The organism is Curtobacterium sp. ME-Dv--P-122a (assembly GCF_030209645.1).
Classification (GTDB): Bacteria; Actinomycetota; Actinomycetes; order Actinomycetales; family Microbacteriaceae; genus Curtobacterium; species Curtobacterium flaccumfaciens.
Genome location: NZ_JARVRO010000011.1, coordinates 137,373 through 158,939, shown reverse-complemented (window position 1 = coordinate 158,939; position 21,567 = coordinate 137,373). Strand labels below are relative to the sequence as shown.

Sequence of the window (21,567 nt, the reverse complement as noted above, 5' to 3'; positions counted from 1 at the left end):
TCGGCGCGACGCGCCGAACGCAACCGCCCCAGGGCGCAGCCCGACGCGCCGAGCGCAAGCGCCCCGGGGTGCGGCCCGACGTGGTGGACGTGACCGCCTGGAGGCCCGGTGCCGGTCCGCCGGACCGGCACCGGGCCTCCAGGCGGTCACGTGGGTACGGTGGGCGACATGAGCGAAGAACGCATCGAGTCCCAGTGGTGGTTCAACGACAAGACCGGCCAGGTCGAGCAGGGCCCGCAGTCCCCGCAGCGCGACCGGATCGGCCCGTTCGCGACGCGCGAGGAGGCGCAGCACGCGCTCGACCGCATCGCCGCGAACAACGAGAAGTGGGACGCCGAGGACCGCTGAGCACCGCGGCCGGCGCCCCGTCGGCGCCCCGGTGACGGCGCGTCGCACGGCCCCGCGCACACCGCGGGACCACTAGCCTGGGACGAGGCCCGCCAGCGGCCACCCGATACACGGAAAGGTCGTGCATGGACAAGCAGACGGACTTCGTGCTCCGCACCATCGAGGAGCGCGGCATCAAGTTCATCCGACTCTGGTTCACGGACGTCATCGGGACGCTGAAGTCGGTGGCGATCGCCCCGGCCGAGGTCGAGGGCGCGTTCGCCGAGGGCATCGGGTTCGACGGCTCCGCGATCGAGGGCCTCACCCGTTCCTACGAGGCCGACGTCCTGGCTCACCCGGACCCCTCGACCTTCCAGATCCTGCCGTGGCGCGGCGAGATCGACCCCACCGCGCGGATGTTCTGCGACATCACGACGCCGGACGGGCAGCCCGCCGTGGCCGACCCCCGCAACGTGCTGAAGCGCACCCTGGCGCGGGCGAGCGACCGCGGGTTCACGTTCTACACGCACCCCGAGATCGAGTTCTACCTGCTGAAGAGCCGCGAGTGGAAGGACGGGGGCCCCCAGCCCGTCGACCAGGCCGGCTACTTCGACAACGTCCCCGGCGGCAGCGCGCACGACTTCCGCCGTCGGTCGGTCCGGATGCTCGAGGACCTCGGCATCTCGGTCGAGTTCTCGCACCACGAGGCCGGCCCCGGGCAGAACGAGATCGACCTCCGCTACGCCGACGCACTGACGATGGCGGACAACATCATGACCTTCCGCACCGTGGTGAAGGAAGTGGCGATCGAGCAGGGCGTCTACGCGACGTTCATGCCGAAGCCGATCTCCGGCCAGCCCGGTTCCGGCATGCACACCCACGTCTCGCTGTTCGAGGGCGACCAGAACGCCTTCTACGAGGCCGGTGGCCAGTACCAGCTGTCGCAGACCGCCAAGCACTTCATCGCCGGGGTGCTCAAGCACGCGCCGGAGATCACCGCGGTGACGAACCAGTTCGTCAACTCGTACAAGCGGCTCTGGGGCGGCGACGAGGCCCCGTCCTTCGTGACCTGGGGCCACAACAACCGCTCGGCCCTGGTGCGCGTGCCGCTCTACAAGCCGAACAAGGGCCAGTCCTCGCGGATCGAGTACCGCGGCATCGACTCGGCGGCGAACCCGTACCTGGCGTACTCGCTGCTGCTCGCGGCCGGCCTCAAGGGCATCGAGGAGGAGTACGAGCTCCCCGCCGAGGCCGAGGACAACGTCTGGAGCCTCAGCGACTCGGAGCGCCGGGCCCTGGGCTACAGCCAGCTGCCCGCGAGCCTCGACCACGCCCTGAGCCTCATGGAGGACTCCGAGCTGGTGGCCGAGACGCTCGGCGAGCAGGTGTTCAACTTCGTGCTGCTCAACAAGCGGCAGGAGTGGAAGCGCTACCGCGACCAGGTCACCCCGTTCGAGCTCGACACCAACCTCGGCGCGCTCTAGAACCGAGCGCCCTGACCCCTCGGGAGCACGTTCCACATGACCGGTCGGATGACGACGTCACGTTCGGAGCTGGCCCGTCTGGGGTTCGCCGAGCTGTCGGAGAGCCTCGAGCGGGCTGCCGACCTGGAGGCCCGGTTCGGCCCCGACGTGCCGCTGCCGGTCGCCGGGTCTGCCGCGCTCTGGGGCGGCACCGCTGATCCGGACGGCGCCCTGCGGATGCTCGAGCGGCTGCTCGAGCGCGCACCGGACGAGCTCCGCTCCGTCCTCACGGACGACGCGGCAACCGAGCGTCTGATCCGCCTGCTCGGCGCCTCGATCGGTCTCGGGGAGTTCCTGCACCGGCGTCCCGCCGAGCTCGCACTGCTGCTCGAACCGGTCGGCGAACCGTGGTCGCAGGAGCGGTACACGGCGTCGCTGACCGAGGCCGTCGACGGTGCCACGGGTGAGGACGCCCGGATGCGCCTGCGCGTGCGCTACCGCCGGCACCTGGCCCAGATCGCCCTGTTCGACGTGCTGCACGCCGTGCCGACGGACGCGTTCCCGACCGTCGCGGCGGGCCTCGCCGACCTCGCGGGAGCCACCCTCGACGCCGCCGTCGACATCGCCCGGCGCGAGGTCCCGTTCCCCGCGGCCGACGTCGCAGCGACCCCGCTCGCGGTGATCGCCATGGGCAAGGCCGGCGCCCGCGAGCTCAACTACGTCAGCGACGTCGACGTCATCTTCGTCACCGAGCCCACCGACGACGTCCCCACCGACCGGGCCGTGCTCGTCTCCACCCGCATCGCGATCGCCGCCATGCACGCGATCACCGACCTCGCCGCCGAGCCCGCCCTGTGGGAGGTCGACGCGAACCTCCGACCCGAGGGCAAGGACGGCGCACTCGTCCGCACCCTCGACTCGCACGTGGCGTACTACGAGCGCTGGGCGAAGGGGTGGGAGTTCCAGGCGCTGCTCAAGGCCCGTCCGATCGCGGGATCCGCCGACCTGGGTGCCCGGTACGCCGAGGCCGTCGCGTCGTTCGTGTGGAACTCCTCCACCCGGCCGGGGTTCGTCGAGTCGGTGCAGCGCATGCGCGAGCGGGTGACCGAGCACATCCCCGACGCCGACGTCGACCGGCAGCTCAAGCTCGGCCCCGGTGGCCTGCGGGACGTCGAGTTCACCGTGCAGCTCCTGCAGCTCGTGCACGGCCGTGACGACCCGTCCGTGCGGGTCCGGTCAACGCTCGAGGCGATGGACGCCCTCACCGACGCCGGGTACGTCGGCCGTGCCGAGGCCGCTCGGTTCGGGCCCGACTACGCCCTGCTCCGGGTGCTCGAGCACCGCATCCAGCTCCGGCGCCTGCAGCGGACGCACCTGATGCCCTCCGACGAAGAGGAGCTGCGGGTGCTCGCCCGGTCGAGCGGTGTCGCGGCATCGGCCCCGGCCCTCGAGGCCCGCTGGCGAGCCGTGAAGCTCGAGGTCCGCGGGCTGCACGAGCGCTTGTTCTACCGGCCGCTGCTGTCCGCCGTGGCCTCGACCGAGGACGAGATCGTCCTGACCAACGACCAGGTCGTCGACCGGCTCGCCGGTGTCGGCTTCGTCGACCCCGCCGGAGCCGTCGGCCACATCCGTGCCCTCACACAGGGGACGAGCCGGCGTGCGGCGATCCAGCGGAACCTGCTCCCGGTGCTCCTGCGCTGGATGGCCGAGGGACCGGCGCCGGACCGTGCGCTGCTGGCCTTCCGGCGGTTGAGCGACGGCCTGGGGGAGTCGAGCTGGTTCCTCCGCATGCTGCGCGACTCGTCCGGCGCCGCACACTCGCTCACCACGGTGCTGTCCGAGTCGGCGTTCCTGTCCGGGCTGCTCGAGCGGTTCCCCGAGGCGGTCGCCTGGCTCGACGAACCCGAGGCGCTCCTGCGTCCGCGGCCGATCGACTCCCTGCTCGCCGAGATGACCGCGACCACCGCCCGGCACGGCGACGACGTCGACGGCTCCGCGGCGCTGCTCCGGTCGGCCCGACGGCGCGAGACCCTGCGGCTCGGCATGGCCGCCGTGCTCGGCTCCCTCGACGTCGACGGCCTGGGCCCGGCCCTGAGCGACGTCACCGAGGCAACCCTCGCCGGCGCCCTCGCGCTCGCCCGCCGGGACGCCCCCGAGGGCTTCGAGTTCGGGATCATCGCGATGGGCCGGTACGGCGGGCGGGAGCTCGGCTTCGGGTCGGACGCCGACGTGCTGTACGTGTACCGCGCACCCGACCTGGCCCCCGAGGTCGCGTCCCGGACCGCCCAGACCATCGTGCGCGAGCTCAACCGCCTGACCGAGGACACCATCCACCCGCTCGACCTCGACATCGACCTGCGCCCCGAGGGCAAGAACGGGCCCGTCGTGCGCACGCTCGAGTCCTACGGCGCCTACTACGCCCGCTGGTCGCTCACGTGGGAGGCGCAGGCGCTCCTCCGTGCCCGCGGTGCCGTCGGTGACGCACAGCTCCTGCGTGACTTCGAGCACCTCGCCGACCGCACGCGGTACCCGGAGCAGATCGACGACCACCAGGTGCGCGAGGTGCGCCGCATCAAGGCCCGCGTCGAGTCGGAGCGGCTGCCCCGCGGCGCCGACCCGGCCCGGCACCTCAAGCTCGGTCGCGGGTCGCTCAGCGACGTCGAGTGGTTCGTGCAGCTCCTGCAGCTGCAGCACGCGCTCGAGATCCCGTCGCTCCGAACCACGTCGACGCTCGAGGCGCTCGACGCCGCGGTCGACGCCGGACTGGTCGGCGCCGAGGACGGCGAGCGGCTCGGGGCCGCCTGGCGCTTCGCGTCGCGCACCCGCAGTGCGCTCGTGCTGTGGTCGGGGAAGACCACCGACGTGCTGCCCGTCGACCGCGTCCAGCTCGAGGGCGTCGCACGGCTGATGGAGTACCCGCCGGGCTCCGCGAGCCGCCTCGAGGACGACTACCTCGGCGTCACGCGGCGGGCCCGACAGGTGTTCGAGCGCGAGTTCTACGGCGCCTGATCCGCACGCGACGCAGCACCGGACCCGCCGCCGAGCACCTCGCGACACGCCCGAGCGTCTGCGGACGGACCCGACCTGAGCAGCCGTCGAAGGTTAATTCCCCGTGTCGCACGACGTCCCCCGACGGCACCCTCTTCGTACCCCTGTTCGAAACGGAGCCCGGCTCGTTACCGGGCCGTGACCGAACTCCCACCGGACCGCCAGGGGACCTTTTCCGACGTCCCCCGACACGCCGCGTGACCACCTGCTGACCGGGGCTTTCCGCCGGACCCGACCCGTGCCTCCAGGCCGCACCTGTCGCCCATCGGGGTGACCCTGCGTCGAGGCGTGGTCCGCAGGAGTGCTGTCAGCACCACGGGGGACCACTCCGACCGGCCGAGAGGGGGACCGGTGTGTACCCCGTAACGCGCCCGTAACGCCCCCGGACGGGGGCCGCGTTGCGCGCGCGTTCAGGTTCTGCATCAATTGCATCACCCGAACCGGCCCTGATTCCCCGATGAAGCGGAATCTCCACCTCGAACGTTGAAGCAGGGATCAGTGTTCACCTTCATTCTGCAGATCAGGCAGATGGTCGAAGGGCACCCCGAGTTCTACCTGTTCGCCGTGTACTCCGCGGTGATCTGGTTGCTCTGGTTGCTCAAGGTCGTCATCTCCGCCCGCTACCGCCCCTTCACCGGCACCTTCGTCGGTACCACCAGCGTCGTCGTCCCCGTCGTGGACGAACCGCTCGACCTCTTCCGTGACGTCATCGGCCGCATGGTCGAGCAGCAGCCCGGCGAGATCATCGTCGTCATCAACGGTGCCCGCAACGAGGCGCTCGAGGAGGTCTGCGACGAGTTCGCCCCGCTCGTCCGCTGGACCCACACGCCCATCCCGGGCAAGCGCAACGCCGTCAAGGTCGGCACCGAGATGTCCAACGGCGACATCACCGTGCTGGTCGACTCCGACACCGTCTGGACCCCCGGCGCGCTCGAGGAGCTCCTCAAGCCGTTCGCCGACGAGTCCGTCGGTGGCGTGACCACCCGGCAGCGCATCCTCGAACCGGAGCGCAGCTGGATCACCCGCTGGGCCGACTGGCTCGAGAACTCGCGGGCGCTCTACTCGATGCCGGCACAGAGTGTCCTCGGGCAGATCGGATGCCTGCCCGGGCGCACCATCGCGTTCCGCCGGAGCATCCTCATGCGGGTGATGGACCGGTTCATGCACGAGAAGTTCATGGGCGTGTTCCTCGAGGTCTCCGACGACCGGACGCTGACGAACCTCACGCTCAAGGAGGGGTACCGGACCGTCTACCAGTACACGTCGCTGGTCTACACGGACGCCCCGCTGCAGGTGAAGAAGCTGTTCAAGCAGCAGCTCCGCTGGGCCCGCGGTTCGCAGTACAACACGCTGCGGATGCTGCCGTGGATGCTCGGCCACGCCCCGGTCCTCGCGGCGTTCTTCATCACCGACATCATCCTGCCGTTCATGCTCTTCGGCGTGATCGCCGGCTGGATCTACCGTGCCTTCACCGGCCAGGGCGAGAACCTGTACCAGGGCATCCTGTCGCAGTACGGCTTCTCGACCGGGTTCGTCTACGTCGCGGCGCTCATGGTGATCTCGAGCGTGCTGAGCATGGCGATCCGCCAGATGCGGCACCTGTCCGAGAAGCCGAGCGACTTCTTCCGCCTGCCGATGTTCATCATCGTGTCGACGTTCTTCCTGATGCCGATCCGGCTCATCGGCTTCTTCCGCCTGGCGCACGCGTCCGGCTGGGGGACCCGGGCCGGCGCCTACGCCGGTGGTCCGATGCAGGAGGACCCGGCGGACGCCGTCCAGCCGCTGTCCGCCTCGGCGCAGACCCCGGTCAGCCCGATCGACGCCGAGCGTGCCCGGTCGGCCGGGTCCGGGCAGGCGGGTTCGGGCGCTGGTTCGCCCGCTCCGCTCGAGACCGTCGACCAGGTGGCCGTGGACCGTGCGTTCGACGAGCTCTTCGGCGCGGACGCGGCGACCAACTCCACCACCACCGTGCTCGCCACCCGCCGCGAGGCCGCAGCAGCGGTCGCGCAGCAGGAGGCCCAGCGAGCAGCCGCGCCGGCCCCCGCCCGAGCCCGCCGGTACAACCCGTACGCAGCGATCCCGTACGTGATCGGCATCGCGATCTTCGCCCTGGAGGCGTTCCTCATTGTCTGACTTCATCCGTTCCTCGAGTGCTTGGTGGGCGCAGTCCAGCAAGCACGCCCGCCGGACGGCCATCGGCACGACGGCCATCGTGCTGGCGCTCGGCCTCATCACCTGGTCGGTGTGGATCTCACCCTCCGGCCCCGTCTCGACCGCCGTGCACCAGGCGCTCGGCGTCGAGGCGCCGAAGGCCAAGAAGGTGTCCGCCGCCGAGCTGCAGACGCAGCTCGACGCCGCCCAGGAGCGCATCTGGTCGCTCGAGGGCAAGCTCGACTCCCGCACGGCCCAGGCCGGGTCGCGTGGCGACCAGATCTCGGAACTCAAGGCGCAGATCGCGTCGCTGCAGTCCCAGCTCGGTGCCGCGAAGGACTCGGGAGGCTCGTCCAACGTCAACGCCGCGGGTTCCGGCAACGGTGGCTCGGGTTCCGGCGGGTCCGGTGCCGGTTCGGCCGGTGCGTCCGGGTCCGGCTCGGGCTCGTCCGACAACGGCTCTGGCAGCGGATCGGGTTCCGGCAACGGATCCGGGTCCGGCTCTGGTTCCGGCAACGGTGGCGGCTCGAAGCCGAACCCCGGTCCGTCGACCGACCCGGGCGCCACCCCGGTCGTCACACCGACCAAGGCCGAGATCCTCGGCCAGCAGTCGCGCTGGTACGGCCTCTACACCGCGCAGTCCCCGTTCAACTGGGCCGAGTACGACGAGGTCTCCCGTCAGGTCGGTACCGCGTCGAACATGACCGGCTTCTTCCAGGGCTTCGACCAGGAGTTCAACGCCCCTGCGGTGCAGCGCTCCTGGGCCAACGGCCGTGTCCCGCTCATGACGTGGGAGACGGTGCCGGCGCAGACCGGCAACGACCAGAAGTACGTCCCCGGGTACACCAACGAGGACATCTCCGGTGGGTCGTTCGACGCCTACCTGACGAAGTACGCCAAGGCGCTGGCAGCCAACGGGCAGCCGATGGTCATCCGTCTCGACCACGAGATGAACGGCTCCTGGTACAACTGGTCCGAGGGTGACGACCAGAAGAACCCGGCCGGCTCCTACGTGAAGATGTGGCAGCACGTGCACGACGTCTTCCAGGCGAACGGCGCGAACAAGTACGTCATCTGGGACTGGTCCCCGAGCCGCATCGACAAGCTCGGCAACCCGAAGTACCAGACGCTCGACTACATGCGGCAGTACTACCCGGGTGCGGACTACGTGGACTGGGTCGGCATGAGCGGCTACTACCGCGACGCCACCGAGCAGCCCACGTTCGGCACGACCTTCGGAGCGACGCTCGCGCAGCTCCGCCAGATCGCGCCGGGCAAGGGCATCATGCTCAACGAGATCGGGGCGACCGAGACCGGCACGAGTGTCGCGAACCCGCAGAAGACGCAGTGGATCAACTCGCTCTTCGATGCGCTGGCGGACCCCGCCAACAAGGACATCGTCGGCTTCGCGTACTTCAGCGAGACCGCGACCACCATCATCGACGGCAAGCGCACCACGAACGACTGGCGTCTCAACTCCCGCGCCGATTCCCTCAAGGCCTTCGCCGAGGGCATCAAGCGCAACGACATCGACTACGACCTGCAGGAGGTCACGCAATGAGCGAGTCCAAGAAGTCGACCGCATCGGCCGACACCCGTCCCGCACCCGTCATCAGCGTCATCGGCACCGGCTACCTCGGTGCCACCCACGCGGCCGCCATGGCCGAGATGGGCTTCGAGACCATCGGCGTCGACATCGACCCGTCGAAGCTCGCCGCACTGTCCGCCGGTGAGGTCCCGTTCTTCGAGCCCGGGCTGCCCGAGCTCATCACGAAGCACGTCGCCAGCGGCAAGCTCCGGTTCACCTCCGACATCGCCTCGGCCGTCGCCGCCGCGGACGTCCACTTCGTCTGCGTCGGCACCCCGCAGAAGGCCGGGTCGCACGCCGCGAACCTGGCCTACGTCGAGAGCGCCACACGTGGCGTCGCCGAGAACCTCACCCACCCGGGCCTCATCGTCGGCAAGTCGACGGTCCCGGTCGGCACCGCCTCGCGACTCCGCGGCATCGTCCGCGAGTTCACGCCCGCCGGGATCGACGCCGAGCTCATCTGGAACCCCGAGTTCCTGCGTGAGGGCAAGGCCGTCGAGGACACCCTGCACCCGGACCGTCTGGTCTGGGGTGGAGCCTCCGAGGCCGCCGACGCCGTGATCCGCGAGGTCTACGCCGCACCCATCAGCGAGGGCACCCCGGTCATCACCACCGACCTCGCCACCGCGGAGCTCGTCAAGGTGAGTGCCAACGCGTTCCTCGCCACGAAGATCTCGTTCATCAACGCGATCTCCGAGATGTGCGCGATCACCGGGGCCGACGTCTCCACGCTCGCCGACGCCCTCGGCCACGACGCCCGCATCGGCCGGAAGTTCCTGAACGCCGGCCTCGGCTTCGGCGGCGGCTGCCTGCCGAAGGACATCCGCGCGCTCATGTACCGCGCGAACGAGATCGGCGCGGGCCAGGTCGTCGGCCTCATGCAGCAGGTCGACGAGATCAACATGGGGCAGCGCCAGCGGGTCATCGACATGGCGATCGACTCGGCCGGGGGATCGGTGCTCAACCGCCGCGTGGCCGTCATCGGTGCCGCGTTCAAGCCCCTGACCGACGACGTCCGGGACTCCCCGGCGCTCAACGTCGCCGCCGCGCTGCACCTCCGCGGCGCCCAGGTGACGCTCTGGGACCCCGAGGCGATGGAGCCCGCGAAGCGCTCGTTCCCGACGCTGAGCTACGCCGCCTCGATGACGGACGCGATCGAGGGCGCCGACGTCGTCCTCGTGCTCACCGAGTGGGACGACATCATCACCGCCGACCCGGTCGCCCTCGGCGAGCTCGTCGGGCGCCGCGTCGTGATCGACGCGCGCAACTGCCTCCCGGTCTCCGACTGGGTGAAAGCGGGGTGGACCGTCCGTTCCCTGGGACGTCCCACGCCGGTCACGGGTGCACCCGTGAGCGTCGCAGCGGGGACGAACGACGCGTTGGCCACGAGCCGCTAGTCACCGTTCGCGAGACGGGGTCCGTGCCGGGCGGCGCGGGCCCCGTTCCCGTGCGCCCGGGGCTTGGTCGTTTCGGGCGTACCTGGTCGAATCGGGCGTCCCTGGTCGGAAGTTCTGACCAGGGACGCCCGATTCCGCTTTCCAGTCCGGCTGCGATGGGAAGGAACGTGCGTCGCGACCGCCTGGAGGCCCGGCGCCCGCCCGCCGGACCGGCACCGGGCCTCCAGGCGGTCGCGTCCGCACCCCGCGCGGACGGTGGCAGCGTCCTCTCGCGAAAGCGACAGAATCCCGCCGAACGTTCGCGGCGTTCTGTCGCTCTCGCGAGTACCAGAGCCCTGGCCGCCAGCGCACTGTCGCTTTGGCCATGCACACAAAGGGCCCCGCACCTGACGGTGCGGGGCCCTTCGTGTGGTGTCAGCGGGACTCAGACGCCGAAGTACAGCTCGTACTCGAACGGGTGCGGGCGCTGGGCCAGCGGGAGAATCTCGTTCTCACGCTTGTAGTCGATCCAGGTCTGGATGAGGTCCTCGGTGAAGACGTTGCCCTTCGTGAGGAACTCGTGGTCCGCCTCGAGCGCGTCGAGCGCCTCGTCGAGGGAGCCGGGGACCTGCGGGATGCCCTTGGCCTCCTCGGGCGGGAGCTCGTAGAGGTCCTTGTCGACCGGCTCGTGCGGCTCGATGCGGTTCTGGATGCCGTCGAGGCCCGCCATCAGCTGCGCGGCGAAGGCCAGGTACGGGTTGCCGGAGGCGTCGGGCGCGCGGAACTCGATGCGCTTGGCCTTCGGGTTGGTGCCCGTGATCGGGATTCGGATCGCCGCCGAACGGTTGCCGGCCGAGTAGACCAGGTTGACCGGAGCCTCGAAGCCCTTGACCAGCCGGTGGTACGAGTTGATCGACGGGTTGGTGAAGGCGAGCAGCGCCGAGGCGTGCTTCAGGATGCCGCCGATGTACCAGCGGGCGAGGTCCGACAGACCGCCGTAGCCGTTCTCGTCGTAGAAGAGCGGCTTGCCGTCCGACCAGAGCGACTGGTGGGTGTGCATGCCCGAGCCGTTGTCGCCGAAGAGCGGCTTCGGCATGAACGTGGCGACCTTGCCCCACTGGTCGGCCGTGTTCTTGACGATGTACTTGAACTTCAGGATGTCGTCCGCGGCGTGGACCATCGTGTCGAACTTGTAGTTGATCTCCTGCTGGCCGCCGGTGCCCACCTCGTGGTGCGAGCGCTCGAGCTCGAAGCCCGCGTCGATCAGCTTGAGGGTGATGTCGTCGCGCAGGTCGGCGGTCTTGTCGACCGGCGACACGGGGAAGTAGCCGCCCTTGTACGGGGTCTTGTTGGCGAGGTTGCCGCCCTCTTCGTCGCGACCGGTGTTCCAGGCGCCCTCTTCGGAGTCGACCGCGTAGAAGGACTCGTTCTGCGTGACCGAGTAGCGGACGTCGTCGAAGATGTAGAACTCGGCCTCGGGGGCGAAGAACGCGGTGTCCGCGATGCCCGTCGACGCGAGGTACTTCTCGGCCTTCTTCGCCACCTGGCGCGGGTCGCGGCCGTAGATCTCGCCGTTCCGCGGGTTGTAGATGTCGAAGATCATGATGAGCGTGCGCTCGGCGCGGAACTGGTCGACGTACGCCGTGGTGACATCGGGGATCAGCTGCATGTCGGACTCGTGGATCGACGCGAAGCCGCGGATGGAGGAGCCGTCGAACAGCTGGCCGACCGAGAAGAAGTCCTCGTCGACGGTGGATGCCGGGATGTTGAAGTGCTGCTGCACACCGGGCAGGTCCGTGAAGCGGATGTCGAGGAACTTGACGTCGGTGTCCTTGATGAAGGCCAGGACCTCGGAGGAATCGCTGAACATGGGGCCGATCTCCAATGGGTTGGGTGATGTCGGAGGCACCGATCAAGGCACCTCCGATGAGGCTATTGACACGGGGTTTCCCGGACATGACTGGTTTGTTTCGGGCGTGTTACGCCCGGGCGGTCGCCTACGCTGGGGACCATGGCCCGCAGCACTCCCAGTCCGTCCGCGCCCTCCGAGCACCCGGACGGATGGCCGGGCAAGGACCTCGGTCTGCCCGAGTCCGGGCCCCGGAGTGTCGGGCGGATCGGTCGGCGGGTCGTCGCGCTCCTGATCGACGGCGCACTGGCTGACCTGGTGGCCTACGTCACCGGGGTCTGGTCGCCGGTGAACGGTTCGGGCGACATCGCGCACTCCTGGGTGCAGATCGCCATCTTCGCCGTGCTGCAGATCGTGTTCATCTGCCTGCTGTCCGGGTCGTTCGGGCACATCTGCGTCGGGCTGCGGGTCGTCCCGATGCGCGGGGGCTACGTGGGGGTGTGGCGGCCGATCCTCCGGACGGTGCTGCTCTGCCTGGTGGTCCCGGCGCTCATCATCGACCGCGACAGCCGTGGTGCGCACGACCGCATCGCGGGGACGGTGCTCGTCCGACGCTGATCGCGTCGGCCAGGGTCGCGGGTGCGGCGCGCGGGTCGTGGCCGTCGTCCGCGCCCTCGCACCGTGCGAGGTTGCTCATCGGGTGCGAGCATGCCGTCCCCGTGCGCCGTCGGAGTCCCGCACCGAGCTGGCAACCTCGCACGGTTCAGCGAAGGTCGCACGGTGCGGGACTCGCGAACACCCCCGCCCCCGCCGGCACTCCACGCACGCACGGGAACGCCCCCGACCAGATCTGGTCGGGGGCGTCCTCGTCTGTGCGGACTTCGGTCAGCGCGGCCGTCCGGCGCGGGCCCGCATCGGGTCCATGCCCTTCGGGATCGAGGCCGCAGGGCTCTGCGTCAGCGAGTCGAGACGGTTCGCGACCGCCAGGACCTCGTTGCGGTTGAGCGACTTCTTGAGCTTGTTCATGGCACGGGGCAGCTTGTGCAGCGTCAGGCTCTCACCGGTGCCGTCACCCACGTGCAGCACGTGCACGGCGACGTTGGGGACGATGCGCTGGACCTTGCGGCGCTCCTCGTCGACCTGGCGGTTGAGGTTGCTACGCTGGCCCTCGGTGATCAGGACGACACCGGGGCGACCCACGGCGCGGTAGACCGCTGCCTGCGAGCGACCGTGCACCGCGACCGGCATCTCGCTGGAGCGCCACTGACGACGGAGCGAGTTCGACAGCACGGCACCGACGGCGCCGGGCTGGCCTTCGATCTGCGAGTACGCGGCGCGTTCGGCGAGACGGCCGAGCACGATGAGGAAGAGCAGCACACCGAGCAGCACACCGGCGACGATCCACAGGACGATCGCGAGCCAGTTCTGCCCCGGCAGGAGCAGCGCCAGCAGGACGCCGAGGACGACCGGACCGACGAAGGCGAGGGCGAACCACCAGACCGACGACGGGTCGGCCTTCCGGGTCATCTGGAAGACCTGGAACATCTGCTTGAGACGCCCCGGCTCCTTCGCCTTCTTGTCTGTGGAAGAGCTGCGTGCCATGCGAACAGGATACGGCCTCCGTGCGCGCAGGGAGACCGTCGCGTGTCCGGCTGTGCGCGAACACGTCTTGTCCACAGGTGGTGCGGGAGAGCCTGGAGGCCCACGCGCCACCGCCACGCTGGTCACCATGGAGACGAGCACCGACCACCACCCGGATCGCTGGATCGCGACCGGCAAGGAGCACGACGTGCTCAGCTGGGTCGCCGACCGCTCCGCGGCCGCCGAGCGGCACCTCGTCCCGGTGGCCGCGGTCGGTCGGACCCCAACAGGGCATCTCGTGGTCGACCTCGACCGGCCGACCGGCACACCGCTCGTGGCGGCGCTCGACCGGCTCGGCACCCCGACCACCGGCGTCGCGGTGACCCTGACGGTCCCGCTCCTGGAGCTCCTGGTGGCGGTGCACGACGGCGCGGTCCTGCTCGGTGCCGCCGGCGTCGACGACGTGCTGGTGGACGACTCCGGGGCCGTCGTGCTCTGCGACCGCCCGACGAACGCGACGACCCCGACGACCGCGACGACCCCGACGACCCCAACCAACGCGACGACCCCGACGCGCACCGCACACCCCACGCACTCGACAGACGCGACCCGCACCCTCGTGCTCGCAGCCCGGACGGTCTGGGACCGTGTCGACCCGGCCGATCCCGCTCAGCAACCGGTGCTCGACGCGTTGCAGGACGCCCTCGACGGCGACGGGCCGAGCGCACGAGCGGCACTCGACGTCGTCCGTGCCACCGCCGCGCCCCGGCCGTTCCGCTGGACCCCTGTGCCGAGCGACCTCGTGTTCGCCGAACCGCCGGCACCGGACGGGCAGGCCGCACTGCTCGAGCGCCTGCGGGACGTGGTCGAGCACGGCGTCCCGCTCGGAGCCGACCGTCGACTCCCGCTCCGCCGCGTGCTCGTGGGGCTCGTCGTCGCGGTCGGGTCGGTGGTCGCCGCCCTGACCCTGCTCGGCGGCGGGTGACGCGGCTGGTGACGCCGAACCCACCCGGAACGGGAACGGCCCCGGCTCCCACGAGGGGAACCGGGGCCGTCGGCCGTGCTGCTGGGATCAGTACCCGAGGTTCGGGGCGAAGTTGCCCTCTTCGAGACGGTTCTTCACCGCGACGAGGTACCGCGAGGCGTCCGCACCGTCGATGATCCGGTGGTCGTACGACAGCGCCAGGTAGACGAACGAGCGGATGGCGATGGCCTCCTGGCCGTCGACCTTCACGACCGCCGGGCGCTTCGTGACGATGCCGGTGCCGAGGATCGCCGACTGCGGCAGGAACACGACGGGGGTGTCGAACAGCGCGCCACGCGAACCGGTGTTGGTCAGCGTGAACGTGCCGCCGGCCAGCTCGTCGGGCTTGAGCTGGTTGTTCCGGGTGCGCTCGGCGAGGTCCGCGATCGACTTCGAGAACTGCGCCAGGTCCAGCGAGGCCGCGTCCTTGATGACCGGGGTCAGCAGGCCGCGCTCGGTGTCGACCGCGATGGAGACGTTCTCGGACTCCGGGTAGACGATTTCGTCGCCCTCGACCGTGGAGTTGATCTTCGGGTGGGCCTTCAGCGCCTCGGACGCCGCGAGGGCGAAGAACGGCATGAAGGAGAGCTTCGAGCCGGTCTTCTCGAGGAACTCCGCCTTGTGGGCGTCGCGGAACTGCGCCACCTTCGTGACGTCGACCTCGACGACGCTCGTGAGCTGTGCGGTCGAGGTCATCGACTGCACGGCACGCTCGGCGACGACCTTGCGCAGGCGGGTCATCTTCTCGCGGGTCCCGCGCAGCGGCGAGACCTCGGCGACGAACGGGCCGGACGCGGCGGCGGGTGCTGCTGCTGCCGAGGCGGCCGGGGCCTTCGCGGCGGCGGCGAGGACGTCCTCCTTGCGGATGCGCCCCCCGACACCGGAGCCGGTGACCGTGGACAGGTCGACACCCTGCTCGTTGGCGAGCTTGCGCACCAGCGGGGTGACGTAGCCGGAGGCTGCGCCGTCCTGCGTGGGGTTCGGCACCGCGGCGGCGGCCGTGGTGCTCGGCGCGGACGCCGGAGCCGGAGCCGGAGCCGGAGCGGCCTGGGCCGGCACGGCTGCCGGCGGAGCGGCTGCGGGCGGCGGGACCGGTGCGGCGGCCGGGACCGGTGCTGCCGCGGGCGGGGCGGACGGTGCCTGCGGGGCGGCGGGCTGCGTCTGACCGGCGGGAGCGGGCTCGGGCTCGGTGGGCTCGGGCGCGGGGGTCTCGGCCTCCTGCTCCGTGCTCGGAGCGGCCTCGGGCTCCTCGGCCTCGGCAGCGGCGGCGTTCGCGTCGTCGGCGCCGGACGAGTCCGAACCGCCGTCCGACGAGCCGGAGCCGTCACCGATCTTCACGAGGGCGGTGCCGACCTCGACGGTCTCGTCCTCGGGAACGAGGATCTCCTCGACGACGCCGGCGATCGGCGACGGGATCTCGGTGTCGACCTTGTCGGTCGAGACCTCGAGCAGCGGCTCGTCGACCTCGACCCGGTCACCGACGTTCTTCAGCCATCGGGTCACCGTGCCCTCGGTGACGCTCTCGCCGAGCGCCGGGAGGTTGACGGATTCGCTCATCGGGTGGACTCCTCTTCGCGGGGGATTGCAGTGGTTGTTGATGTCATTGTCACAGTGCGCTGACCGGTGCCGGTCACAGCGCGTGCAGCGGCTTGCCCGCGAGGTGCAGGAACGCCTCGCCGAGGGCTTCGTTCTGGGTCGGGTGACCGTGCACCAGGGGAGCGATGTCCTCCGGGTAGGCCTCCCAGTTCACGGCGAGCTGGGCTTCGCCGATGAGCTCGCCGACGCGGGCACCGATCATGCTGACGCCGACGACGGGGCCGTCCACGACGCGCACGACCTTGACGGAGCCGGAGGTCCCGATGATGTGGCTCTTGCCGTTGCCGGCCAGGTTGTACTCGTACGAGTCGACCTTGTCGGCGCCGTACTGCTCCTCGGCCTTGGCCTGCGAGAGCCCGACCGACGCGACCTCGGGGTCGGAGTAGGTGATCTTCGGGATGTTCTTGTCCTCGATGACCACCGGGTTGAGGCCGGCGATCTCCTCGGCGACGAAGATGCCCTGCTGGAAGCCGCGGTGCGCGAGCTGCAGGCCGGGGACGATGTCGCCGACGGCGTAGACGTTGGGGATGTTCGTGGCGAGACGCTCGTTCGTGGTGACGAACCCGCGGTCCATCGCCACACCGACCTCGTCGTAGCCGACGTTCTGCGTGACCGGGCCACGGCCGACGGCGACGAGCAGGACGTCACCGTCGAAGGTCTTGCCGTCCTCCAGCGTGACGACGACGCCGTTCTCGTGCTGCTCGACGCCCTGGAACCGGACACCGAGCGAGAACTCGATGCCGCGCTTGCGGAACGCACGCTCGAGCTGCTTCGACATCGACTCGTCCTCGGCGGGGACCAGGTGCGGCAGGCCCTCGACGATGGTGACCTCGGCCCCGAAGGACTTCCAGACGCTGGCGAACTCGACGCCGATGACGCCGCCGCCCAGGATGACGACCTTGTTCGGGACGTAGTCCATGCGGAGTGCGGTCTCGGAGGTGATCACGCGGCCGCCGATCTCGAGCCCCGGCAGGGACTTCGAGTAGGAGCCGGTCGCGAGCACGATGTTCTTGCCGGTGACGGTCTGGTCGCCGACCTGCACGGTGTTCTGCGAGGTCAGACGACCCCAGCCCTCGACCACGGTGATGCCGCGGGCCTTGATCAGGCCCTGCAGGCCCTTGTACTTGGAGTTGATGATGCCCTGCTGGTAGTCGATGACCTTGGGCACGTCGACACCGGCGAACTCCGCGACCACGCCGTACTTCTCGGCGTCGCGCGTCGCGTCGGCGACCTCGGCCGCGTGCAGCAGTGCCTTCGTCGGGATGCAGCCGCGGTGCAGGCACGTCCCTCCGAGCTTGTCGCCCTCGATGAGCGCGACGCTCATGCCGAGTTCGGCGGCCCGGAGCGCAGCGGCGTACCCACCACTCCCGCCACCGAGGACAACGACGTCGTAAGTCTGTTCCGTCACCTGGTGCAACTCCCTCGTGCGTGTCGGGCCGATCGGGCCCTACGTGGACACCGCGGAGGGCGGCGTCCGACGGTCGGACCGCGTGGTTCCGGTCCCGTCCCGTGCAGTAACGGTGGGAGGCGCGTCGGTGCGCCGTTCCCACCGGTACCAAACCTACTACTCGGACTGGAGGTCTTCTGCGAGAGCGATGAGCGTCCGGACCATCACGCCCGTCGCACCCTTGCCCAACCAGGCGTACCCGCCGCCCTTGTTCTCCGACGGACCCGCGATGTCGAGGTGCGCCCAGGGGACACCCTCGCCGGCGAAGCGCTCGAGGAACTTGCCCGCGAGCAGCATGCCGCCGGCCGGGTTGCCGACCGTGGCGTTGACGATGTCGGCGACGTCGCTGGACAGCCGGGCCTCGAGCTCCTCGGGCAGCGGCATCGGCCAGATCGGCTCCGCGACGCCCTCGGCGACGGCGCGGACCTTCGCGACGAGGTCGTCGCTGCCCATCAGGCCGGTGGTGCGGTCGCCGAGCGCGACGACCTGGGCGCCGGTCAGCGTGGCGACGTCGACGAGCGCGTCGGGCTCCTCGTGCGACGCGGCGGCCATCCCGTCGCCGAGCACCAGGCGGCCCTCGGCGTCGGTGTTCGTGACCTCGACCGTGGTGCCGTTCTTCAGCGTCAGGACGTCGCCCGGGCGGGTTGCGGTGCCGGAGGGCATGTTCTCGGCGAGGGCGAGCCACGCGGTCACGCGTACGTTCAGCCCCAGGCGGGCGGCGGCGACGGTCGCGGCGAGCACCGTGGCGGCACCGGTCATGTCGGTCTTCATGCCGAGCATCGACGCCGCGGGCTTGAGCGAGAGGCCGCCCGAGTCGAAGGTGATGCCCTTGCCCACGAGGGCGAGGTGCTTCGTGGCGGACTCCGGCGCGTACCGGACGACGACCAGGCGCGGGGGACGCGCCGAACCGCGGCCGACACCGAGGATGCCGCCGAAGCCCTGCTCCTCGAGCGCCTGCTCGTCGAGGACCTCGACGGTGAGCGGCAGGTCCGAGGCGAACCCGGTCGCGACGTCGGCGACGTCCTGCGGCCCGAGGTCGCCGGCTGCGGTGTTCACGAGGTCACGCACGAGCGACGCGGCGTCGGCGATGATCGCGGGGCGCACGGCGGCGTCGGCTGCGACGTCGGCCGGGGCGACGACCTCGATGCGCTGGTCACCGCGGGCCGGGGCCTTGGTGCCGGTGCCCTTGTGCCGGGTGAAGGCGTACGCGCCGAGCGCCGCGCCCTCGAGGGCGGCGTCGACGAGCTCGGCCGAGTCGGTGGGCAGGGCGAGCGTGATCGAGTCGACGCGGGGGAGCTGTCGCACGGCGCTGCCGGCCGCAGCGCGGATCGCCGCGGCACCCGTGGCGGAGCCGAGCCCGATCAGCGCGACCGACTTCGCACCGACGCCGGTGGCGGGCAGGCGGACGAGCTGGTCCTTCGCGCCGGTGACCCCGATCGCGGCGAGGTCGAGGCCGGCGAGGGCGTCGAGCGTGCCGAGGGCGGTGGGGGCGAGCACAGCGGCGCTGTCGGCCTCGCCGGACGAGCCCGGACGGACCCCGACGACGAGCACGTCGGCGGTGGTGGTCTCGGGGGGTGAACTGGTGGTGGAGAGCGTCGGTCGGACCATGCTCCAACCCTACCGACGGCCTGTTCGCTGTCGGCGTGGTCGTCGCGCACCGGGGACGTCGGAGGCCCCGCCTAGCATGGGGACGGTGAACCACCCCGAGGAGCTCTACACGTTCGACGCGGACGCCCCGACCGTGCCAGCAGGGTTGCACCTGATCGCCGGGCTGACCGGTTTCGCCGATGCCGGATCGGCCGTGGCGCAGGTGACGAACTCGATCCTCGAGGACCTCGACACCGAGCTCGTCGCCGAGTTCGACCCGGACGTGCTGCTCGACTGGCGGGCCCGTCGCCCGGTCATCACCTTCGAGCACGACCACATCAGCGCCGTCGAGCCGCCCCGTCTGGCCCTGCACCTGGTGCGCGACGAGATCGGCCAGCCGTTCCTGTTCCTGTCGGGCTACGAGCCGGACTTCCAGTGGAACCGCTTCGTCCGCGCCGTCACCGGGCTCGCCGCCGACCTGCAGGTCGCCGACACCACGTGGGTGCAGTCCATCCCGATGCCGGTCCCGCACACCCGTCCGATCAGCCTGACCGTCTCCGGCACCCGGGCCGACCTCGTCGAGCAGATGAGCGTCTGGAAGCCCGAGACCCAGGCGCCGGCGAACGTCCTGCACCTGGTCGAGCACCGCCTCGCCGAGACGGGCGCGCAGGTCACCGGGCTCGTGCTGCTCGTGCCGCACTACCTGTCCGACACCGAGTTCCCCGACGCCGCCGTCGCGGCGCTGTCCGGCATCGCCGCCGCGACCGGGCTCATCTTCCCGACGGACGCCCTGCGCGAGTCGGGCCGCGAGTTCCTCACCCGCGTCGAGGAGCAGGTGGCCGGCAACCCCGAGCTGCAGCGCCTGGTCTCCGTGCTCGAGGAACGGCACGACACGTACATGGAGGGCAACCCCGTCGCGTCGCCGCTCACCGGCGTCGACGGCGAGGTGCCGACCGCCGACGCCATCGCGGCCGAGCTCGAGCGCTTCCTCGCCGACCGGCGTACCCAGGGCGACGCGACCGACTGACCGTCGCGGGATCCGGACGTCCCCACAGGGCGGCCTGGAGGCCCGTGGCGGCCCCGCACCGCGCCTCCAGGCCGTCCTCCGGTCGCCCGTACGACGTGACGCGCGTCGACGACGCTCGTCGCGCATCGACGCGGGGACACGTCGGTAGCCTGGTCCGGTGAACTCCCGTCGTGCCTTCCTGATCTGGGGCGTCGCGGTCCTCGCGTACGTCCTCGCCGTGGTGCAGCGGTCCTCGCTCGGGGTCTCCGGTGTCGACGCGCAGGACCGGTTCGCCGTCTCCGCCGCCGTCCTCTCGACTCTCGCCGTCGTGCAGATCGCCGTCTACGCGGGGCTGCAGATCCCGGTGGGGATCGCGCTCGACCGCGTGGGCCCACGCCGGCTGGTGCTCCTCGGCGCCGCGCTGCTGGTCGTCGGACAGGCGATCGTCGCGGTGTCCCCGTCGATCGGGCCGGCCATCGCGGGGCGGGTGCTCGTCGGTGCCGGTGACGCCATGACCTTCATCTCGGTGATCCGCCTGGTGCCGATGTGGTTCAGCGGCCGGATCCTGCCGCAGATCTCGCAGTGGACGGGCAACCTCGGGCAGATCGGCCAGATCCTGTCGGCGTTCCCGTTCGCCGTGCTCCTGCACACGGTGGGCTGGACCCCGGCGTTCGGCGTGGCGGCCGCGGCCAGCGCGGTCGGCCTGGTGCTCGCCGCGGTCTTCGTGCGGAACGGTCCCGTGCCGGTGCGGACGGACACCATCCCGCTGCCGCACTCGTGGGGCGCCGCGTTCAGCACCTTCGGGCACGCGCTCCGACGCCCGGGCACGCAGCTCGGGTTCTGGTCGCACTACGTCACCCAGTCGTCGGGCACGGTGTTCTCGTTGCTGTGGGGCGTGCCGATGCTCCGGGGGCTCGGGTACTCCCCGGGTGAGGCTGCCGGGTTCCTCACGATCATCGTGGTCGTCGGGTTCGTCGCCGGTCCGGTGCTCGGCGTGCTCTGCGCGCGGTTCCCGATGCGCCGGTCGAACCTGGTGCTCGGCGTGGTCGTCCTGCTCGCGGTGCTCTGGACGGCGATCCTGCTCTGGCCCGGGCACCCACCGACGTGGTTGCTCGTGCTGCTCGTCGTCGCGATGGGGATCGGTGGGCCCGGTTCCCTGATCGGCTTCGACTTCGCCCGGACCTTCAACCCCGTCGGATCGCTCGGTTCGGCGAACGGCGTCGTGAACGTCGGCGGCTTCCTGGCGGCCTTCGTGATGATGTACCTGATCGGCGTCGTCCTCGACATCGCTGCGCGGGCTTCGGGCACCGAGGTGTTCGCCTGGGAGAACTTCCGGACCGCCCTCACCGTGCAGTACGTCGTGGTCGGTTTCGGCGTCGGGATGCTCCTGCACGCCCGCCGTCGGACCCGCCGGGTGCTGCATTCGGAAGAGGGAATACGCGTCGGACCACTCTGGGTTGCACTCGTTGCACGCCTGCGGAAGCGGCACGTGCAATAATGATCACGGACCCGTTCGGGACCCCT

The 21,567-nt window shown here is 70.6% G+C and carries 15 protein-coding genes; 10 read left to right on the top strand and 5 right to left on the bottom strand.

Annotated features, from left to right (window positions below):
- Nucleotides 1-168: 168 nt before the first annotated feature.
- The 6 genes from QRN49_RS12340 to QRN49_RS12315 all read left to right on the top strand — a co-directional run bounded on the left by QRN49_RS12340 (nucleotide 169) and on the right by QRN49_RS12315 (nucleotide 9,974).
- Nucleotides 169-348: an SPOR domain-containing protein gene (locus QRN49_RS12340; RefSeq protein ID WP_111023013.1), complete on the top strand. Its 180-nt coding sequence runs from the start codon at nucleotides 169-171 to the stop codon at nucleotides 346-348.
- Between the two features lie 125 nt (nucleotides 349-473).
- Nucleotides 474-1,811 carry a type I glutamate--ammonia ligase gene (glnA, locus tag QRN49_RS12335; protein WP_027465449.1) on the top strand — a complete coding sequence of 446 codons (1,338 nt, stop codon included), beginning with the start codon at nucleotides 474-476 and terminating at the stop codon, nucleotides 1,809-1,811.
- Nucleotides 1,812-1,847: 36 nt separating this feature from the next.
- Entirely contained in the window at nucleotides 1,848-4,799 is a 2,952-nt protein-coding gene (locus tag QRN49_RS12330) for a bifunctional [glutamine synthetase] adenylyltransferase/[glutamine synthetase]-adenylyl-L-tyrosine phosphorylase (RefSeq protein ID WP_284756146.1), read from the top strand.
- Between the two features lie 537 nt (nucleotides 4,800-5,336).
- Nucleotides 5,337-6,971 (top strand): glycosyltransferase family 2 protein, encoded by a 1,635-nt coding sequence (locus tag QRN49_RS12325; RefSeq protein ID WP_262132797.1) that lies wholly within the window; start codon nucleotides 5,337-5,339, stop codon nucleotides 6,969-6,971.
- Entirely contained in the window at nucleotides 6,964-8,550 is a 1,587-nt protein-coding gene (locus tag QRN49_RS12320) for a glycosyl hydrolase (protein WP_284756143.1), read from the top strand. Before QRN49_RS12325 ends, QRN49_RS12320 begins: the two co-directional genes overlap by 8 nt.
- Nucleotides 8,547-9,974 (top strand): UDP-glucose dehydrogenase family protein, encoded by a 1,428-nt coding sequence (locus tag QRN49_RS12315; protein ID WP_284756141.1) that lies wholly within the window; start codon nucleotides 8,547-8,549, stop codon nucleotides 9,972-9,974. Before QRN49_RS12320 ends, QRN49_RS12315 begins: the two co-directional genes overlap by 4 nt.
- Before the next feature lie 424 nt (nucleotides 9,975-10,398).
- Here the strand turns inward: QRN49_RS12315 and glnA (QRN49_RS12310) are convergent, their stop codons facing one another.
- On the bottom strand, nucleotides 10,399-11,823 hold the full coding sequence (gene glnA, locus QRN49_RS12310; RefSeq protein WP_027465453.1) for a type I glutamate--ammonia ligase: 1,425 nt from the start codon (nucleotides 11,821-11,823) through the stop codon (nucleotides 10,399-10,401).
- Nucleotides 11,824-11,964: 141 nt separating this feature from the next.
- Here glnA (QRN49_RS12310) and QRN49_RS12305 point away from each other — a divergent pair, with 141 nt between their 5' ends.
- Entirely contained in the window at nucleotides 11,965-12,420 is a 456-nt protein-coding gene (locus tag QRN49_RS12305) for an RDD family protein (protein ID WP_071244549.1), read from the top strand.
- A gap of 267 nt (nucleotides 12,421-12,687) precedes the next feature.
- Here QRN49_RS12305 and QRN49_RS12300 read toward each other — a convergent pair whose 3' ends face one another.
- Nucleotides 12,688-13,404 carry a DUF4191 domain-containing protein gene (locus QRN49_RS12300; RefSeq protein ID WP_284756138.1) on the bottom strand — a complete coding sequence of 239 codons (717 nt, stop codon included), beginning with the start codon at nucleotides 13,402-13,404 and terminating at the stop codon, nucleotides 12,688-12,690.
- Nucleotides 13,405-13,531: 127 nt separating this feature from the next.
- Between QRN49_RS12300 and QRN49_RS12295 the strand changes: the two genes are divergently transcribed.
- Nucleotides 13,532-14,368 (top strand): hypothetical protein, encoded by an 837-nt coding sequence (locus QRN49_RS12295; RefSeq protein WP_284756136.1) that lies wholly within the window; start codon nucleotides 13,532-13,534, stop codon nucleotides 14,366-14,368.
- A gap of 87 nt (nucleotides 14,369-14,455) precedes the next feature.
- Here QRN49_RS12295 and sucB read toward each other — a convergent pair whose 3' ends face one another.
- The 3 genes from sucB to QRN49_RS12280 all read right to left on the bottom strand — a co-directional run bounded on the left by sucB (nucleotide 14,456) and on the right by QRN49_RS12280 (nucleotide 19,058).
- Nucleotides 14,456-15,964, bottom strand: a complete 1,509-nt coding sequence (sucB, locus tag QRN49_RS12290; protein ID WP_284756134.1) for a 2-oxoglutarate dehydrogenase, E2 component, dihydrolipoamide succinyltransferase — start codon at nucleotides 15,962-15,964, stop codon at nucleotides 14,456-14,458.
- Between the two features lie 73 nt (nucleotides 15,965-16,037).
- Nucleotides 16,038-17,411 (bottom strand): dihydrolipoyl dehydrogenase, encoded by a 1,374-nt coding sequence (lpdA, locus tag QRN49_RS12285; RefSeq protein WP_111022800.1) that lies wholly within the window; start codon nucleotides 17,409-17,411, stop codon nucleotides 16,038-16,040.
- A gap of 156 nt (nucleotides 17,412-17,567) precedes the next feature.
- Nucleotides 17,568-19,058, bottom strand: coding sequence for a leucyl aminopeptidase (locus tag QRN49_RS12280; RefSeq protein ID WP_284756132.1), 1,491 nt, complete (start codon nucleotides 19,056-19,058; stop codon nucleotides 17,568-17,570).
- 76 nt (nucleotides 19,059-19,134) lie between these two features.
- Here QRN49_RS12280 and QRN49_RS12275 point away from each other — a divergent pair, with 76 nt between their 5' ends.
- Nucleotides 19,135-20,064, top strand: a complete 930-nt coding sequence (locus QRN49_RS12275) for a proteasome assembly chaperone family protein (protein ID WP_027465460.1) — start codon at nucleotides 19,135-19,137, stop codon at nucleotides 20,062-20,064.
- Nucleotides 20,065-20,221: 157 nt separating this feature from the next.
- Nucleotides 20,222-21,541 (top strand): MFS transporter, encoded by a 1,320-nt coding sequence (locus QRN49_RS12270; RefSeq protein WP_209082538.1) that lies wholly within the window; start codon nucleotides 20,222-20,224, stop codon nucleotides 21,539-21,541.
- The last annotated feature ends 26 nt before the right edge of the window (nucleotides 21,542-21,567 follow it).

Excerpts from the sequence above, each read along its gene's own strand:
- QRN49_RS12340 (WP_111023013.1), top strand. The coding sequence starts at position 169 with ATGAGCGAAGAACGCATCGAGTCCCAGTGGTGGTTCAACGACAAGACC.
- glnA (WP_027465449.1), top strand. The coding sequence starts at position 474 with ATGGACAAGCAGACGGACTTCGTGCTCCGCACCATCGAGGAGCGCGGC.
- QRN49_RS12330 (WP_284756146.1), top strand. The coding sequence starts at position 1,848 with ATGACCGGTCGGATGACGACGTCACGTTCGGAGCTGGCCCGTCTGGGG.
- QRN49_RS12315 (WP_284756141.1), top strand. The coding sequence starts at position 8,547 with ATGAGCGAGTCCAAGAAGTCGACCGCATCGGCCGACACCCGTCCCGCA.
- glnA (WP_027465453.1), bottom strand. The coding sequence starts at position 11,823 with ATGTTCAGCGATTCCTCCGAGGTCCTGGCCTTCATCAAGGACACCGAC.
- QRN49_RS12305 (WP_071244549.1), top strand. The coding sequence starts at position 11,965 with ATGGCCCGCAGCACTCCCAGTCCGTCCGCGCCCTCCGAGCACCCGGAC.
- QRN49_RS12300 (WP_284756138.1), bottom strand. The coding sequence starts at position 13,404 with ATGGCACGCAGCTCTTCCACAGACAAGAAGGCGAAGGAGCCGGGGCGT.
- QRN49_RS12295 (WP_284756136.1), top strand. The coding sequence starts at position 13,532 with ATGGAGACGAGCACCGACCACCACCCGGATCGCTGGATCGCGACCGGC.
- sucB (WP_284756134.1), bottom strand. The coding sequence starts at position 15,964 with ATGAGCGAATCCGTCAACCTCCCGGCGCTCGGCGAGAGCGTCACCGAG.
- QRN49_RS12280 (WP_284756132.1), bottom strand. The coding sequence starts at position 19,058 with ATGGTCCGACCGACGCTCTCCACCACCAGTTCACCCCCCGAGACCACC.
- QRN49_RS12275 (WP_027465460.1), top strand. The coding sequence starts at position 19,135 with ATGGGGACGGTGAACCACCCCGAGGAGCTCTACACGTTCGACGCGGAC.